The following is a 15,286-nucleotide window of genomic DNA, read 5'->3' on the forward strand; positions in this document are numbered from 1 at the left end:
CGGAAAGCGAGATCTGCGACTGTGACTGCCAGCGAAACGCAGACAAAAAAATAGCGGGTGAATCACCCGCTATTTCAATTTAGTCGATAGTACGCAATAACTCATTAATGCCGACTTTACCGCGCGTTTTGGCGTCGACTTTCTTGACGATCACCGCGCAGTACAGGCTGTAAGAACCGTCTTTCGACGGCAGGTTGCCGGAAACCACCACCGAGCCCGCCGGCACGCGGCCGTAATGGATTTCGCCGGTCTCGCGGTCATAGATGCGGGTGCTCTGGCCGAGGTAGACGCCCATCGAGATCACCGAGCCTTCTTCCACGATCACGCCTTCCACCACTTCGGAACGCGCGCCGATGAAGCAGTTGTCTTCGATGATGGTCGGGTTGGCCTGCAGCGGCTCCAGCACGCCGCCGATGCCGACGCCGCCGGACAGGTGAACGTTTTTGCCGATCTGCGCGCAAGAACCGACGGTGGCCCAGGTGTCGACCATGGTGCCTTCGTCGACGTAGGCGCCGATGTTAACGTAAGACGGCATCAGCACGGTGTTGCGCGCGATGAACGCGCCCTGGCGCACGGTGGCCGGCGGCACGACGCGGAAACCTTCCTTCTGGAAGCGCGCTTCGTCGTAGTCGGCGAATTTCATCGGCACTTTGTCGTAGTAGCGGGTTTCCGCGCCGTCCATCACCTTGTTGTCGTTGATGCGGAAAGAGAGCAGCACGGCTTTCTTCAGCCACTGATGGGTGACCCATTGACCGTCAATCTTCTCGGCGACGCGCAGGGCGCCGCTGTCCAGCAGGCCGATCACCTGGTTTACCGCTTCGCGCGTTACGGTGTCTACGTTCGCCGGGGTGATGTCCGCACGGCGTTCGAAGGCGCTTTCAATAACGTTCTGTAATTGCTGCATGCTGTTCTCTTTCCTGATGTTGTCGGTAAAAAGTTACTTGTATCACATTTTATCGTTTGGGGTGAGGGCCTCTGTCAACCGTTGCTCCAACTTTCTGCGCGTTTCTTGGTCGAGCGCGCGCCGCTCGCCGTCGGCTAGGATGAACAAATCCTCGACCCGCTCGCCGATGGTGGAAATGCGCGCGCCGTGCAGCGACAGCCCCAGATCGGCGAACACTTCGCCCACCCGCGCCAGCAGGCCAGGTTGGTCGAGCGCGGTCAGCTCCAGGTAGCTGCGGCGATCGGTATGGGTCGGCAGGAAGGTGACCTCGGTCGGCACGCTGAAGTGGCGCAGCTTGGAAGAGGGGCGGCGCACGCGCGGCGGCTGGTACTCCCGCTGGGTGATGGCCTGCAGCAGCGCCTGGCGGATCGCCGCGTGGCGATCCTGCGCCAGCGGGCTACCGTCCGGCTCCAGCACAATAAAGGTGTCCATCGCCATACCGTCGCGGTTGGTGAAGATCTGCGCGTCGTGCACGCTCAGGTTGCGGCGATCCATCTCTCCGGCGACGGCGGCGAACAGGTAAGGGCGATCCGGGCTCCAGATGAAGATCTCGGTGCCGCCGCGCGTCGCCTGGCGGCTGACCAGCACCAGCGGCTGGGTGGAGTCGTGGGCCAGCAGGTGGCGGGCGTGCCAGGCCAGCTGATTCGGCGAGTGGCGCAGGAAGTAATCGGCGCGGCAGCGGCTCCAGATGCGGTGCAGCGCCTCTTCGTCGATGTTGTCCATGCGCAGCAGCGCCAGCGCCTGCAGGCGATGGTGGCGCACGCGTTCGCGCAGGTCAGGGCTGTTTTGCATGCCGCGGCGCAGCTGTTTTTCGGTGGCGAAATACAGCTCGCGCAGCAGGCTCTGTTTCCAGCTGTTCCACAGGGTTTCGTTGGTGGCGCAGATATCCGCCACCGTCAGACACACCAGATAGCGCAGGCGGGTTTCGCTCTGTACTTCGCTGCTGAACTGCTGGATCACCGTCGGATCCTGAATATCGCGGCGCTGCGCGGTAACCGACATCAGCAGGTGGCAGCGCACCAGCCAGGCCACCAGCTGGGTTTCTCGCGAGTTGAGGCCGTGCAGTTCGGCGAACTCCACCACGTCTTCCGCGCCGAGGATCGAGTGATCGCCGCCGCGCCCTTTGGCGATATCGTGGAACAAGGCCGCCAGCAGCAGCAGTTCCGGGTGCGGCAGGCGCGGGTACAGCTCCACGCACAGCGGATGGCGCGGCCGGGTTTCAGGCTCGGCGAAGCTCTCCAGCTTCTGCAGCACGCGGATGGTGTGTTCGTCGACGGTATAGGCGTGGAACAGGTCGAACTGCATCTGCCCGACGATCTTGCCCCACTGCGGCATATAGGCCCACAGCACGCTGTGACGGTGCATCGGCACCAGCGCGCGCGACACCGCGCCGGGGTGGCGCAGGATGGCCATAAACAGATCGCGCGCTTCCGGGATGGTGCACAGCGGCTGTTTCAGGTGGCGGCGCGCGTGGCGCAGCTGGCGCACGGTGGTGGAGTAAATGCCTTTGATCTCGCGGTTGCGCACCATCAGGTAGAACATGCGCATGATGGCTTGCGGCTCGCGGATGAACAGCGTTTCGTCGCGCAGATCGATCAGATCGCCGCGCAGCTGGAAATCGTCGTTCAGCGGGCGCGGCTTTTCGGTGGCGTCCAGCGCCAGGATGGCTTCGTCGAACAGCTGCAGCAGCATGTGGTTCAGCTCGCTGACGCGCCGCGTCATGCGGTAGAAGTCTTTCATCATGCGCTCGACCGGCTCGTTGCCTTCGCCTTCATAGCGCAGCAGCTGCGCCACGCTGAGCTGACGATCGAACAGCAGACGGTTGTCGTAACGCGGCAGCACCAGATGCAGCGCAAAGCGGATGCGCCACAGGAAGCTCTGGCATTCGTTCAGCTCGTTGCGCTCGGCCTGGGTGAGGAAACCGAAGCCGACCATTTCGTCCAGCGAGGTGGCGCCGAAGTGGCGACGCGCCACCCACAGCAGCGTGTGGATGTCACGCAGGCCACCGGGGCTGCTTTTGATATCCGGTTCCAGGTTATAGCTGGTGCCGTGGTAGCGCTGATGACGCTCCTGTTGCTCGCTGATCTTGGCGTGGAAGAACTGCGGCGAAGGCCAAAAGCCGTCGCTGAAGATATGTTTTTGCATCTGCAGGAACAGCGCAACGTCGCCGCAGATCATGCGCGATTCGATCAGGTTGGTGGCCACGGTCAGATCCGCCAGCCCTTCCAGCAGACACTCTTCCAGGGTGCGCACGCTGTGGCCCACTTCCAGTTTGAGATCCCACAGCAGAGTGATGAATTCGCCGACCCGCTGCGACTGTTGCTCCGTCAGCCGGCGCTGGCTGAGCACCAGCACGTCGATATCCGACAGCGGATGCAGCTCGCCGCGGCCGTAGCCGCCGACCGCCACCAGCGCGGTTTCCGGGATATCTTCAAAGCCGTAGAACGTCCACAGCCGGCGCAGCAGGCGATCGATGAAGTCGCTGCGCGCCGCCACCAGGCTTTCGGCGCTGGATCCGGCGTCGAACGCCGCCGCCAGCCACAGCTGGAACTGCTCCAGCCGCTGTTTCAGCAGCGGGCAGGTGAGCTCGTCGTCGCCGTAGACGCTGGGAGAGGCGGGCGGCATCGGCACAGCCGGTTGAAGGAGATTGTCAGACATAGTGCGCAGCCCATAAAAAAGGCCGGCATAAGCCGGCCTGGTGACATTCTGCACGCGGCGTGCGCCGCAGTGCTTACATCTCGTGCGTAATGATGTTGGGGATGGTGTCATCCTTGCGCAACGTCATTATCTCGCAGCCGTTATCAGTGACCACAATAGTATGCTCATACTGCGCCGACAAGCTGCGATCTTTGGTTTTTACCGTCCAGCCGTCTTTCATGGTGCGGATGCGGTAGTCGCCGGCGTTGACCATCGGTTCGATGGTGAAGGCCATGCCCGCCTGCAGCACCACGCCGCCGTCGTCCGCGTCATAGTGCAGCACCTGCGGCTCTTCATGGAACACTTCGCCGATGCCGTGGCCGCAGTACTCGCGCACCACGGAGAATTTCTCGGCCTCGACGAATTGCTGGATGGCCTTGCCCAGGGTGCGCAGACGGATGCCCGGTTTGACCATCTTCAGCGCCAGATACAGGCTTTCCTGAGTGACGCGGCACAGGCGCTCGCCCAGAATGGTCGGTTTGCCGACGATGAACATCTTCGAGGTGTCGCCGTGGAAACCGTCTTTAATCACGGTCACGTCGATGTTGACGATGTCGCCGTCTTTCAGCGTTTTGTCGTCGCTCGGGATGCCGTGGCACACCACTTCGTTCACCGAGATGCACACGGATTTCGGGAAGCCGTGGTAGCCGAGGCAGGCGGAGATGGCCTGCTGCTCGTTGGTGATGTACTCGTGACAGATACGGTCCAGTTCGCCGGTGGTCACGCCAGGTTTGACGTGCGGCTCGATGATCTCCAGCACTTCGGCGGCCAGGCGGCCGGCCACGCGCATTTTTTGGATGTCATCAGGTGTTTTAATTGAGATTGCCATGAAATTCGTCCGCAGGTGTCGTTATCGTCGACAATAAGAAGCAGTGACTTATGGTATCAGCCCGGCCGGGGGCTGCCAAATTTCATTTCCTGACGCCCGGCGAAACGCAACAAAAGTTGGTGTCGGCGGCGGGTTTATGGTATAAAGCGCGCCGGCGATCCGCGACTTGGTTCTTGTGGCCTGGCGGGAATCGGCCGAAAATACTTTAACTGCACTCATTTTGTGTAAATAACACACACGTATCGGCACATCCGCCGGGGTGCCCTGAGGTGACTTGTCGCCGCCAGGGTCGGCGTTATGGGATACGTGGAGGCATAACCCCAATTAATCTATAGAGGTTTAATCATGGCAACTGTTTCCATGCGCGACATGCTCAAGGCTGGTGTTCACTTTGGTCACCAGACCCGTTACTGGAACCCGAAAATGAAGCCTTTCATCTTCGGCGCTCGTAACAAGGTTCACATCATCAACCTGGAGCAGACCGTACCAATGTTCAACGCCGCTCTGGCTGAACTGACCAAGATCTCTTCCCGTAAAGGCAAGATCCTGTTCGTTGGTACCAAGCGCGCAGCAAGCGAAGCGGTAAAAGACGCTGCTAACAGCTGTGACCAGTTCTTCGTGAACCACCGCTGGTTGGGCGGCATGCTGACTAACTGGAAAACCGTTCGTCAGTCCATCAAACGTTTGAAAGATCTGGAAATCCAGTCTCAAGACGGCACCCTGGACAAGCTGACCAAGAAAGAAGCGCTGATGCGCACTCGTGAACTGGCCAAGCTGGAAAACTCCCTGGGCGGTATCAAAGACATGGGCGGCCTGCCAGACGCACTGTTCGTTATCGATGCCGATCACGAACACATCGCGATCAAAGAAGCCAACAACCTGGGTATCCCGGTATTCTCTATCGTTGATACCAACTCTAACCCAGACGGCGTTGACTTCATCATCCCTGGTAACGACGACGCAATCCGTGCAGTAAACCTGTACCTGACTGCCGTTGCTGCCGCTGTGCGTGAAGGTCGTTCTCAAGATCTGGCCGTTCAGGCGGAAGAAGGCTTCGTAGAAGCTGAATAATAAGGCAAGCTCGTCACTGAGCCCTTATTAACCAGGTATTGACATATGTTGGTTAGGGGGGCCTGTTAAGGCCCCCTTTGCTTATCTGAATGAGAACTGTCTCCACGCGAGATAACCGAGGAAAAAGAAATGGCTGATATTACCGCTGCCCTGGTAAAAGAACTGCGCGAGCGTACCGGCGCTGGCATGATGGATTGCAAGAAGGCGCTGGTTGAATCCAACGGCGACATCGAACTGGCAATCGAAAACATGCGTAAGTCCGGTGCGATCAAAGCCGCTAAAAAAGCAGGCAACGTGGCTGCTGACGGCGTGATCAAAACCAAGATCGAAGGCAACTACGGCATCATTCTGGAAGTTAACTGCCAGACTGACTTCGTAGCAAAAGACGCTGGTTTCCAGGCGTTCGCCGACAAAGTGCTGGATGCCGCTATGGCTGGCAAAATCACTGACGTTGACGTGCTGAAAGCACAGTTCGAAGAAGAGCGCGTAGCGCTGGTGGCAAAAATCGGCGAAAACATCAACATTCGTCGCGTTGCTTCCCTGGAAGGCGAAGTGCTGGGCAGCTACCTGCACGGCGCGCGTATCGGCGTTCTGGTTGCGGCTAAAGGCGCTGATGAAGAGCTGGTTAAGCAAATCGCAATGCACGTTGCGGCGAGCAAGCCAGAGTTCGTGAAGCCAGAAGACGTGTCTGCTGAAGTGGTAGAAAAAGAGTACCAGGTTCAGCTGGACATCGCCATGCAGTCCGGCAAGCCGAAAGAAATCGCAGAGAAAATGGTTGAAGGCCGCATGAAGAAATTCACCGGCGAAGTTTCTCTGACCGGTCAGCCTTTCGTTATGGATCCGAGCAAATCCGTTGCTCAGGTGCTGAAAGAGCACAACGCTGACGTGACCAACTTCATTCGCTTCGAAGTGGGCGAAGGCATCGAGAAAGTCGAAACCGACTTCGCTGCTGAAGTTGCCGCGATGAGCAAACAGTCTTAATGACTGTCGATGGAACCGCCGTCTGGCGGTTCCATACTATCCAGCCAGAATTACACCGGTGGCAAGCCCTGCAGCGTGATACTCACCTCAGGCGCGTTTCATCGGCTGAAATCCCCAATACTAATACTGCTTCTTAGGACAGAACACCATGGCAACCAATGCAAAACCCGTATATCAGCGTATTCTGCTTAAACTGAGTGGCGAAGCCCTGCAAGGTGCAGAAGGTTTTGGTATCGACGCCAGCGTTTTGGATCGCATGGCTCAGGAAGTGAAAGAGCTGGTCGAACTGGGAATTCAGGTCGGTGTAGTTATTGGCGGCGGGAACCTGTTCCGCGGCGCGGGCCTGGCGCAAGCCGGCATGAACCGCGTAGTGGGCGACCACATGGGAATGCTGGCTACCGTGATGAACGGCCTGGCTATGCGTGATGCACTGCACCGTGCCTATGTGAACGCCCGCCTGATGTCGGCGATCCCGCTGAACGGCGTGTGTGACAATTACAGCTGGGCAGAGGCGATCAGCCTGCTGCGCAACAACCGCGTGGTGATCTTCTCCGCCGGTACCGGCAACCCGTTCTTCACCACCGATTCCGCTGCTTGCCTGCGCGGCATCGAGATCGAAGCGGACGTGGTGCTGAAAGCCACCAAAGTGGATGGCGTCTACTCCGCCGATCCGGTGAAAAACCCGGATGCGACGCTGTATGAACAATTAACCTATCAGGACGTGCTGGAGCGCGAGCTGAAAGTGATGGATCTGGCGGCGTTTACGCTGGCTCGCGATCACGGTCTGCCGATCCGCGTGTTCAACATGAACAAGCCTGGCGCGCTGCGCCGCGTGGTGATGGGTGAGAACGAAGGTACGCTGATCAGCAAATAAGGCTGTTCACACCCCTTTTCGGAGCGCGTGACGCCAGGCGCCGCGCGCTCTCCGAGTACGATTACGGGCTATACTTGAGTATCGCCTGCCAAGTAACCAGCTTCCAAGGGTTTGCAACGTGACTAATGAAATCAGAAAAGATGCTGATTCACGCATGGAAAAAAGCGTAGAAGCATTCAAAAACCAAATCAGCAAGATCCGCACCGGCCGCGCTTCGCCAAGCATTCTGGACGGCATCATGGTGGAATACTACGGCGCCGCTACGCCGCTGCGTCAACTGGCCAACGTGACCGTGGAAGACTCCCGCACGCTGAAAATCAACGTGTTCGACCGCAGCCTGAGCCAGGCCGTTGAGAAAGCGATCATGAGCTCCGATCTGGGCCTTAACCCGTCTTCCGCCGGTTCTGACATTCGCGTTCCGCTGCCTCCGCTGACCGAAGAACGCCGTAAGGATCTGATCAAGATCGTACGCGGTGAAGCCGAACAGGGCCGCGTAGCGGTGCGTAACGTGCGTCGCGACGCCAACGACAAGGTCAAGGCGCTGCTGAAAGACAAAGAGATCAGCGAAGACGAAGAACGTCGTTCACAAGACGAGATTCAGAAAATGACCGACGCTTACATCAAGCTGGTCGACGCCGCGTTGGCGGAGAAAGAAAAAGAGCTGATGGATTTCTAATCAGCATCGCGCAGAAAAAAAGCGTCGCCTGGGCGGCGCTTTGTTTTTTGTGGCGCAGATCCCGTTTCATCGTACTGAAAGATCATGGACAAGCGCTGTCCAAGGTTCCACACTGGAGCACCTCCGATCTCATCAGACAGTTATTCAGAGTGAACTCATGAAGCAACTGACCATTCTTGGCTCGACCGGCTCGGTAGGGACCAGCACCCTGGCCGTGGTCAGGGCGAATCCCGAGCGTTTTGCGATCAAAGCGTTGGTGGCCGGCCGCAACGTCGCGGTTATGGCGCAGCAATGCATCGAATTCCGGCCCGCCTTCGCCGCGATGGCGGATGAAAGCGCCGCCCGCGAGCTGCGCGCCATTCTGGCGGAAAACGGCGTCGCTACCGAGGTATTGGCCGGGGAGCAAGCGGCCTGCGAACTGGCGGCTTTGGACGACGTCGATCAAGTGACGGCGGCCATCGTTGGCGCTGCGGGGCTGTTGCCGACGCTGGCGGCGATCCGTGCAGGCAAGCAGGTGCTGCTGGCCAACAAAGAGTCGCTGGTCACCTGCGGCCGCCTGTTTATGGACGCGGTGCGGCAAAGCCAGGCGCAACTGCTGCCGCTCGACAGCGAGCACAACGCGATTTTTCAGAGTTTGCCTGAGAGTATTCAGCGCCAGTTGGGATACTCTTCACTGGACAGTCATGGTGTTTCGCGCATCGTACTTACCGGCTCCGGCGGCCCGTTCCGCACCACGCCGCTGGAACAGTTCGCCGCGATGACGCCGGATCAAGCCTGCGCCCACCCGAACTGGTCGATGGGGCGCAAGATCTCGGTGGATTCCGCCACCATGATGAACAAAGGTCTGGAATACATTGAGGCCCGCTGGCTGTTTAACGCCTCGGCCGAGCAAATGGAAGTGATCCTGCACCCGCAGTCGGTGATTCACTCGATGGTGCGCTATGCCGACGGCAGCGTGCTGGCGCAGCTGGGTACGCCGGATATGCGCACGCCGATCGCCCACGCGATGGCGTATCCGCAGCGCGTGAACTCCGGCGTGGAAGCGCTGGACTTCTGCCGCATCGGTTCGCTGACCTTCGCTGAACCGGAACGCGAACGTTATCCTTGCCTGTATTTGGCGATCGAAGCGTTCGAGGCCGGCCAGGCGGCGACCACCGCGCTGAACGCGGCCAATGAAATCGCCGTGGCGGCATTTTTGCAGCAGCAGATTCGCTTTACCGACATTGCGGCGGTCAATCGCCAGGTGGTGGAGCGTCTCGCGCTGCAGGAACCGACCAGCATCGAAGCGGTCTTAGACATTGACCGCCAGGCGCGCGCCGCCGCCGAGGAACGCGTTCGCGCGTTGTGCGGCTGATCACGGCGATTATCCGATTTTGCTCGTAATTCGCGCGTGCCGCCGCGGGGCCGTTTGTTCATGCCCCGCTGAGGTGGTATAGTCTGCGCCACCTGTCAGCGGTTATACCGTTGAATTATGGCTCGATTGGCGCCTTGTGCGCCAATGGCGACCCGGCTGCGTCGGGTATCGCGAGGGCAGGCTGAAAGCCGTGTCGGGCACACGGCTTTTTTTGCGCGTAAGGGTCTGATGTTCCGGAAAGGCAGTTATATTTCTATTGAGGAAATAAGTACGAGTTATGTCGTCCGCAAACCAACAAGAGGCTAATCCATCTTCCCCGGGGCCGCGCCATGTCGCCATTATCATGGACGGTAACGGACGCTGGGCCAAACGTCAGGGCAAGTTACGTGTCTTCGGTCATAAAGCAGGGGTGAAATCGGTTCGCCGCGCGGTCAGTTTTGCCGCCAGCCACCATTTAGATGCACTCACGCTTTATGCCTTCAGCAGCGAAAACTGGAACCGTCCGGTGCAGGAAGTCTCTGCCCTGATGGAGCTTTTTGTCCGCGCTTTGGATAGTGAAGTAAAAAGCCTGCATAAACATAACGTCAGGTTGCGGGTAATCGGCGATATTAGCCGGTTCAGCGCGCGTTTGCAGGAGCGGATCCGCCGCTCTGAAACACTGACGGAAAATAACGATGGCCTGACGCTCAATATCGCTGCCAACTACGGCGGCCGTTGGGATATCATTCAGGGAGTAAGGGAACTGGCCGAGCAGGTACGGGGCGGGGAGTTGCACCCGGATCAGATCAGCGAGGAATTATTGAGCGAACGGGTTTGCATGAGCGACCTGGCGCCGGTGGATCTGGTTATCCGCACCGGTGGCGAGCATCGCATCAGTAACTTCCTGCTGTGGCAAATCGCCTATGCTGAACTTTACTTTACTGATGTGCTCTGGCCTGATTTCGATGAACTTGTCTTTGAAGGTGCGCTGAATGCATTTGCACAACGTGAGCGCCGCTTCGGGGGAACAACACCTATCGGCGCCGATGCGTCCTAGGGAGAACTTTTGCTGAAGTATCGCCTCATAACTGCTCTGATTTTAATCCCGATCGTTATCGCGGCGCTGTTCCTGTTGCCGCCGCTGGCCTTTGCTCTGGTAACGCTCGTCGTGTGCATGTTAGCAGCCTGGGAGTGGGGCCAACTGGCCGGTTTTACCTCCCGTTCGCAGCGCATCTGGCTGGCGATACTGTGCGGTTTTCTGCTGGCGCTGATGATGCTCAGCGTTCCCGCCTACCATCAATCCGTGCCGCAGGTAAGCGGCTCGCTGTGGCTGTCGCTGGCCTGGTGGCTGGCGGCGCTGCTGCTGGTGCTGTTTTACCCTGGCTCGGCCGCCATCTGGCGCAATTCGCGCCCGCTGCGCCTGCTGTTCGGCCTGCTGACCATCGTGCCGTTTTTTTGGGGCATGCTGGCGCTGCGCCAGTTCGGCTATGAGCAAAACCCGTTTACCGGCGCCTGGTGGCTGCTGTACGTGATGCTGCTGGTGTGGGGCGCGGATTCCGGCGCCTATATGTTCGGCAAGCTGTTCGGCAAGCATAAGCTGGCGCCGAAGGTCTCGCCGGGTAAAACCTGGGAAGGGTTGATCGGCGGACTGCTGACATCGGCGGTTATTTCCTGGCTGTTCGGCCGCTACGCGCCGCTGAACGTGGTGCCGACCACGCTGCTGGCCTGTTCGGTGATCGCCGCGCTGGCTTCGGTGCTGGGCGATTTGACCGAAAGCATGTTCAAACGCGAAGCGGGCATCAAGGACAGCGGTCATTTGATTCCCGGTCACGGCGGCATACTGGATCGTATCGACAGCCTGACCGCGGCGGTGCCGGTGTTTGCCTGCCTGATGCTGTTGGTGTTTTAATCCGTCAATGACGGAAAGTGAGGGATGATGGTCAGCGTGCTTTGGAACCTGGTGGCGTTTCTGATTGCGCTCGGTATTTTGATTACCGTGCACGAGTTCGGACACTTTTGGGTTGCCCGTCGTTGCGGCGTGCGCGTTGAACGCTTCTCCATCGGCTTCGGCCGGGCGCTGTGGCGCCGCACCGATCGCCAGGGCACCGAGTACGTCATCGCTTTGATTCCGCTCGGTGGCTACGTGAAGATGCTGGACGAGCGCGTGGAGTCGGTGGCGCCGGAAATGCGCCATCAGGCCTTCAACAACAAAACCGTCTGGCAGCGCGCGGCCATCATCAGCGCCGGCCCCATCGCCAACTTCCTGTTTGCTATCCTTGCCTATTGGTTGGTGTTCATCATCGGCGTGCCGAGTTTCCGCCCGGTGATCGGCGAAATCGCGCCGCAATCCATCGCCGCCAAGGCCGAAATTTCGTCTGGCATGGAACTAAAGTCGGTTGACGGCATCGAAACGCCTGATTGGGAGTCAGTTCGTCTGGCGCTGGTGGCGAAGATTGGCGATGCGCAAACCGAAGTCGGCGTAGCGCCGTTCGGCTCTTCGCAGGTGGTGACCAAAACCCTGGACTTGCGCCAGTGGAACTTTGAACCGGACAAGCAGGATCCCGTTGTCGCGCTGGGCATTATGCCGCGCGGCCCGCAGATCGAATCCGTGTTGGCGGAAGTGCAGCCTAACTCGGCGGCGCAAAAGGCGGGTTTACAAGCGGGGGACAGGATCGTTAAAGTCGATGGTCAGCCGTTGGGTCGTTGGCAGACGCTGGTGAAGCGTATCCACGATGGCCCGGGGCAACCGCTGGCTTTGGAGATTGAAAGAAACGGCGCCCCCTTGTCTTTGACGCTGATACCGGATACAAAGCCGGTGGGAAAAGACAAATCGGTGGGGTTTGCAGGCATCATTCCAAAAGTGCTGCCGCTGCCGGACGAGTATAAAACGATTCGCCAGTATGGACCGTTCCCGGCGCTGTATCAGGCCGGCGACAAGACCTGGCAGCTGATGCGGCTGACGGTCAACATGCTGGGCAAATTAATAACCGGTGATGTAAAGCTGAACAACCTGAGTGGCCCGATCTCGATTGCACAGGGAGCTGGGGCGTCAGCCGGAGTCGGGTTCGTGTATTATCTGATGTTCCTGGCGTTGATTAGCGTCAACCTGGGTATCATCAACCTGTTCCCATTACCGGTGTTAGATGGTGGGCATCTCCTCTTCCTGGCGATAGAAAAGCTGAAGGGTGGGCCGGTTTCCGAGCGAGTACAGGACTACAGCTACCGCATAGGTTCGATCGTGCTGGTGTTGTTGATGGGTCTTGCACTTTTCAATGATTTTTCCCGCCTTTAGGGGCGGGGATAGGTTAGGAAGAACGCATAACAACGATGGCGATGAAAAAGTTGCTCATAGCGTCGCTGCTGTTTGGCAGCGCCACCGTATACGGTGCAGACGGGTTCGTAGTGAAAGACATTCATTTCGAAGGCCTGCAGCGAGTCGCCGTCGGTGCGGCGTTACTCAACATGCCGGTTCGCGTCGGCGATACCGTCACTGACGATGACATCAGTAATACCATCCGTGCCTTGTTTGCCACCGGCAACTTCGAGGACGTGCGCGTGCTGCGCGATGGTAATACCTTGATCGTGCAGGTGAAGGAACGTCCTACCATCGCCAGCATCACTTTCTCCGGCAACAAGTCGGTGAAGGATGACATGCTCAAGCAGAACCTGGAAGCCTCCGGCGTCCGGGTGGGCGAGGCGCTCGACCGCACCACGATCTCCAGCATTGAAAAAGGGCTGGAAGACTTCTACTACAGCGTCGGTAAATACAGCGCCTCGGTGAAAGCCGTAGTCACGCCGTTGCCGCGCAACCGTGTCGACCTGAAGCTGGTGTTCACGGAAGGGGTCTCCGCCAAGATTCAACAAATCAACATCGTCGGCAACCATGCCTTCACCAACGACGAACTGATCTCACGCTTCCAACTGCGTGACGAAGTGCCATGGTGGAACCTGGTCGGCGATCGCAAATACCAGAAGCAAAAACTGGCGGGCGATCTCGAAACCCTGCGCAGCTTCTATCTGGATCGCGGCTATGCCCGCTTCAACATCGATTCTACCCAGGTGAGCCTGACGCCGGATAAAAAAGGCATCTACATCACCATCAACATCACCGAAGGCGAGCAGTACAAGCTTTCCGATGTTGTCGTGAACGGCAATCTGGCCGGCCACTCGGCGGAAGTCGCTCAGATCACCAAAATCGAGCCAGGCGAGCTGTACAACGGCAGCAAGGTGACCAAAATGGAAGACAACATCAAAACGATGTTGGGCCGTTATGGTTACGCCTACCCGCGCGTCGGCACTCAGCCTGAGATCAACGACGCGGATAAAACCGTCAAACTGCACGTCAACGTTGACGCGGGCAACCGCTTCTACGTGCGTCGCATCAAGTTCGAAGGCAACGACACCAGCAAGGATTCCGTACTGCGTCGCGAAATGCGCCAGATGGAAGGCGCCTGGCTCGGCAACGAGCAGGTCGAGCAGGGCAAAGAGCGTCTGAACCGTCTGGGCTACTTCGAAACGGTTGACGTGGAAACCCAGCGCGTGCCGGGCACCGCCGATCAGGTCGATGTGACCTACAAGGTGAAAGAACGCAACACCGGTACCTTCAACTTCGGCGTCGGTTACGGCACCGAGAGCGGCGTCAGCTTCCAGGCGGGCGTGCAGCAGGATAACTGGTTGGGTACCGGCTACTCGGTCGGCATCAGCGGCACCAAGAACGACTATCAGACCTATACCGAACTGTCGGTCACCAACCCGTACTTCACCGTTGACGGTGTGAGCCTGGGCGGCCGCATCTTCTACAACGACTTTAAGGCGGATGACGCGGATCTGTCGGACTATACCAACAAGAGTTACGGTATCGACGGCACGCTGGGCTTCCCGATCAACGAAAACAACTCGTTGCGTACCGGCCTGGGCTACGTCCACAACGGCCTGTCGAACATGCAGCCGCAGATCGCCATGTGGCGTTACCTCGACTCGATGGGCGTGGATGCGAACAAAACCGATCGCGCCAGCTACTCGACCGACGACTTTACGCTGAACCTGGGCTGGACCTACAACAACCTGGACCGCGGCTACTTCCCGACCTCGGGTAACCGCACCACGTTGAACGGTAAGGTCACCATTCCGGGCTCGGACAACGAATACTACAAGGTGACGCTGGACAGCGTACAGTACGTGCCGATCAACGACGATCGCACCTGGGTGCTGTTGGGCCGTGGCCGTCTGGGTTACGCGGATGGGTTGGGCGGCAAGGAAATGCCGTTCTACGAGAACTTCTACGCCGGTGGTTCGAGCACCGTGCGCGGCTTCCAGTCCAACACCATTGGTCCGAAGGCGGTGTACTACAACTCCAACTCGTACCAGTGTCAGTTCAACGCCGGCAGTACGACCTCGCGTCAGAGCATTTGTAGCTCGGATGACGCGGTGGGCGGTAACGCCATGGCGGTCGCCAGCCTGGAGCTGATCACCCCGACGCCGTTCATCAGCGAGAAATACGCCAACTCGGTGCGGACCTCGCTGTTCATCGATGCCGGTACCGTGTGGGATACCAAGTGGAAGAATACCGACGAAACGCTGATGTACGGCGTGCCGGACTACAGCAAGGCCAGCAATATTCGTTCTTCCGCCGGTATCGCGCTGCAGTGGATGTCGCCATTGGGGCCATTGGTGTTCTCTTACGCCAACCCGATCAAGAAATACGAAGGCGACAAGTCCGAACAGTTCCAGTTTAACATCGGTAAGACCTGGTAACGGGTCTCGCCTCTGGGCATAACAGTTATTAAGAATCGCAATGGCCAGGCGCCCGCCGGCAGAGGGAGATGATTCTCATTGTTTGGTGGGACAAGTCTGGCAAATTGTGTACTTCAGTGTCATATGAC

At 58.6% G+C, this 15,286-nt stretch carries 12 protein-coding genes; 9 read left to right on the forward strand and 3 right to left on the reverse strand.

From position 1 onward, the window contains the following. Positions 1-79: 79 nt before the first annotated feature. The 3 genes from dapD to map all read right to left on the reverse strand — a co-directional run bounded on the left by dapD (position 80) and on the right by map (position 4,469). Positions 80-904 (reverse strand): 2,3,4,5-tetrahydropyridine-2,6-dicarboxylate N-succinyltransferase, encoded by an 825-nt coding sequence (dapD, locus tag ACJ8IJ_RS14455; protein WP_004931932.1) that lies wholly within the window; start codon positions 902-904, stop codon positions 80-82. A 42-nt stretch (positions 905-946) separates the two neighbouring features. Beyond that, entirely contained in the window at positions 947-3,601 is a 2,655-nt protein-coding gene (glnD, locus tag ACJ8IJ_RS14460) for a bifunctional uridylyltransferase/uridylyl-removing protein GlnD (protein WP_004931933.1), read from the reverse strand. A gap of 73 nt (positions 3,602-3,674) precedes the next feature. Then, on the reverse strand, positions 3,675-4,469 hold the full coding sequence (gene map, locus ACJ8IJ_RS14465) for a type I methionyl aminopeptidase (RefSeq protein WP_004931936.1): 795 nt from the start codon (positions 4,467-4,469) through the stop codon (positions 3,675-3,677). A 345-nt stretch (positions 4,470-4,814) separates the two neighbouring features. Here map and rpsB point away from each other — a divergent pair, with 345 nt between their 5' ends. The 9 genes from rpsB to bamA all read left to right on the forward strand — a co-directional run bounded on the left by rpsB (position 4,815) and on the right by bamA (position 15,158). Beyond that, on the forward strand, positions 4,815-5,540 hold the full coding sequence (gene rpsB, locus ACJ8IJ_RS14470; RefSeq protein WP_004931937.1) for a 30S ribosomal protein S2: 726 nt from the start codon (positions 4,815-4,817) through the stop codon (positions 5,538-5,540). Positions 5,541-5,669: 129 nt separating this feature from the next. Beyond that, on the forward strand, positions 5,670-6,521 hold the full coding sequence (gene tsf, locus ACJ8IJ_RS14475; protein WP_004931939.1) for a translation elongation factor Ts: 852 nt from the start codon (positions 5,670-5,672) through the stop codon (positions 6,519-6,521). A 148-nt stretch (positions 6,522-6,669) separates the two neighbouring features. Then, positions 6,670-7,395: a UMP kinase gene (gene pyrH, locus ACJ8IJ_RS14480; RefSeq protein ID WP_004931940.1), complete on the forward strand. Its 726-nt coding sequence runs from the start codon at positions 6,670-6,672 to the stop codon at positions 7,393-7,395. Positions 7,396-7,513: 118 nt separating this feature from the next. Beyond that, positions 7,514-8,071: a ribosome recycling factor gene (gene frr, locus ACJ8IJ_RS14485; RefSeq protein ID WP_004931943.1), complete on the forward strand. Its 558-nt coding sequence runs from the start codon at positions 7,514-7,516 to the stop codon at positions 8,069-8,071. A gap of 157 nt (positions 8,072-8,228) precedes the next feature. Beyond that, the gene (gene ispC / locus ACJ8IJ_RS14490; protein WP_049187687.1) at positions 8,229-9,425 is read left to right on the forward strand and encodes a 1-deoxy-D-xylulose-5-phosphate reductoisomerase; all 1,197 of its coding nucleotides are present in this window, start codon (positions 8,229-8,231) and stop codon (positions 9,423-9,425) included. A 277-nt stretch (positions 9,426-9,702) separates the two neighbouring features. Next, on the forward strand, positions 9,703-10,461 hold the full coding sequence (gene ispU / locus ACJ8IJ_RS14495) for a (2E,6E)-farnesyl-diphosphate-specific ditrans,polycis-undecaprenyl-diphosphate synthase (protein ID WP_033632249.1): 759 nt from the start codon (positions 9,703-9,705) through the stop codon (positions 10,459-10,461). A gap of 9 nt (positions 10,462-10,470) precedes the next feature. Beyond that, complete coding sequence (gene cdsA / locus ACJ8IJ_RS14500) at positions 10,471-11,313, forward strand: phosphatidate cytidylyltransferase (RefSeq protein ID WP_004931949.1); 843 nt, start codon at positions 10,471-10,473, stop codon at positions 11,311-11,313. Positions 11,314-11,340: 27 nt separating this feature from the next. After that, positions 11,341-12,696, forward strand: a complete 1,356-nt coding sequence (gene rseP / locus ACJ8IJ_RS14505; RefSeq protein ID WP_004931952.1) for a sigma E protease regulator RseP — start codon at positions 11,341-11,343, stop codon at positions 12,694-12,696. 35 nt (positions 12,697-12,731) lie between these two features. Beyond that, complete coding sequence (bamA, locus tag ACJ8IJ_RS14510; protein WP_004931955.1) at positions 12,732-15,158, forward strand: outer membrane protein assembly factor BamA; 2,427 nt, start codon at positions 12,732-12,734, stop codon at positions 15,156-15,158. Positions 15,159-15,286: the final 128 nt, after the last annotated feature.

Origin of the sequence: Serratia sp. CY40230 (assembly GCF_052168835.1) — a bacterium.
Classification (GTDB): Bacteria; Pseudomonadota; Gammaproteobacteria; order Enterobacterales; family Enterobacteriaceae; genus Serratia; species Serratia nematodiphila.

Coding starts and splice junctions, on each gene's coding strand:
- map (WP_004931936.1), bottom strand. CDS start 4,469: ATGGCAATCTCAATTAAAACACCTGATGACATCCAAAAAATGCGCGTG.
- ispC (WP_049187687.1), top strand. CDS start 8,229: ATGAAGCAACTGACCATTCTTGGCTCGACCGGCTCGGTAGGGACCAGC.
- glnD (WP_004931933.1), bottom strand. CDS start 3,601: ATGTCTGACAATCTCCTTCAACCGGCTGTGCCGATGCCGCCCGCCTCT.
- rpsB (WP_004931937.1), top strand. CDS start 4,815: ATGGCAACTGTTTCCATGCGCGACATGCTCAAGGCTGGTGTTCACTTT.
- rseP (WP_004931952.1), top strand. CDS start 11,341: ATGGTCAGCGTGCTTTGGAACCTGGTGGCGTTTCTGATTGCGCTCGGT.
- ispU (WP_033632249.1), top strand. CDS start 9,703: ATGTCGTCCGCAAACCAACAAGAGGCTAATCCATCTTCCCCGGGGCCG.
- pyrH (WP_004931940.1), top strand. CDS start 6,670: ATGGCAACCAATGCAAAACCCGTATATCAGCGTATTCTGCTTAAACTG.
- dapD (WP_004931932.1), bottom strand. CDS start 904: ATGCAGCAATTACAGAACGTTATTGAAAGCGCCTTCGAACGCCGTGCG.
- tsf (WP_004931939.1), top strand. CDS start 5,670: ATGGCTGATATTACCGCTGCCCTGGTAAAAGAACTGCGCGAGCGTACC.
- bamA (WP_004931955.1), top strand. CDS start 12,732: ATGGCGATGAAAAAGTTGCTCATAGCGTCGCTGCTGTTTGGCAGCGCC.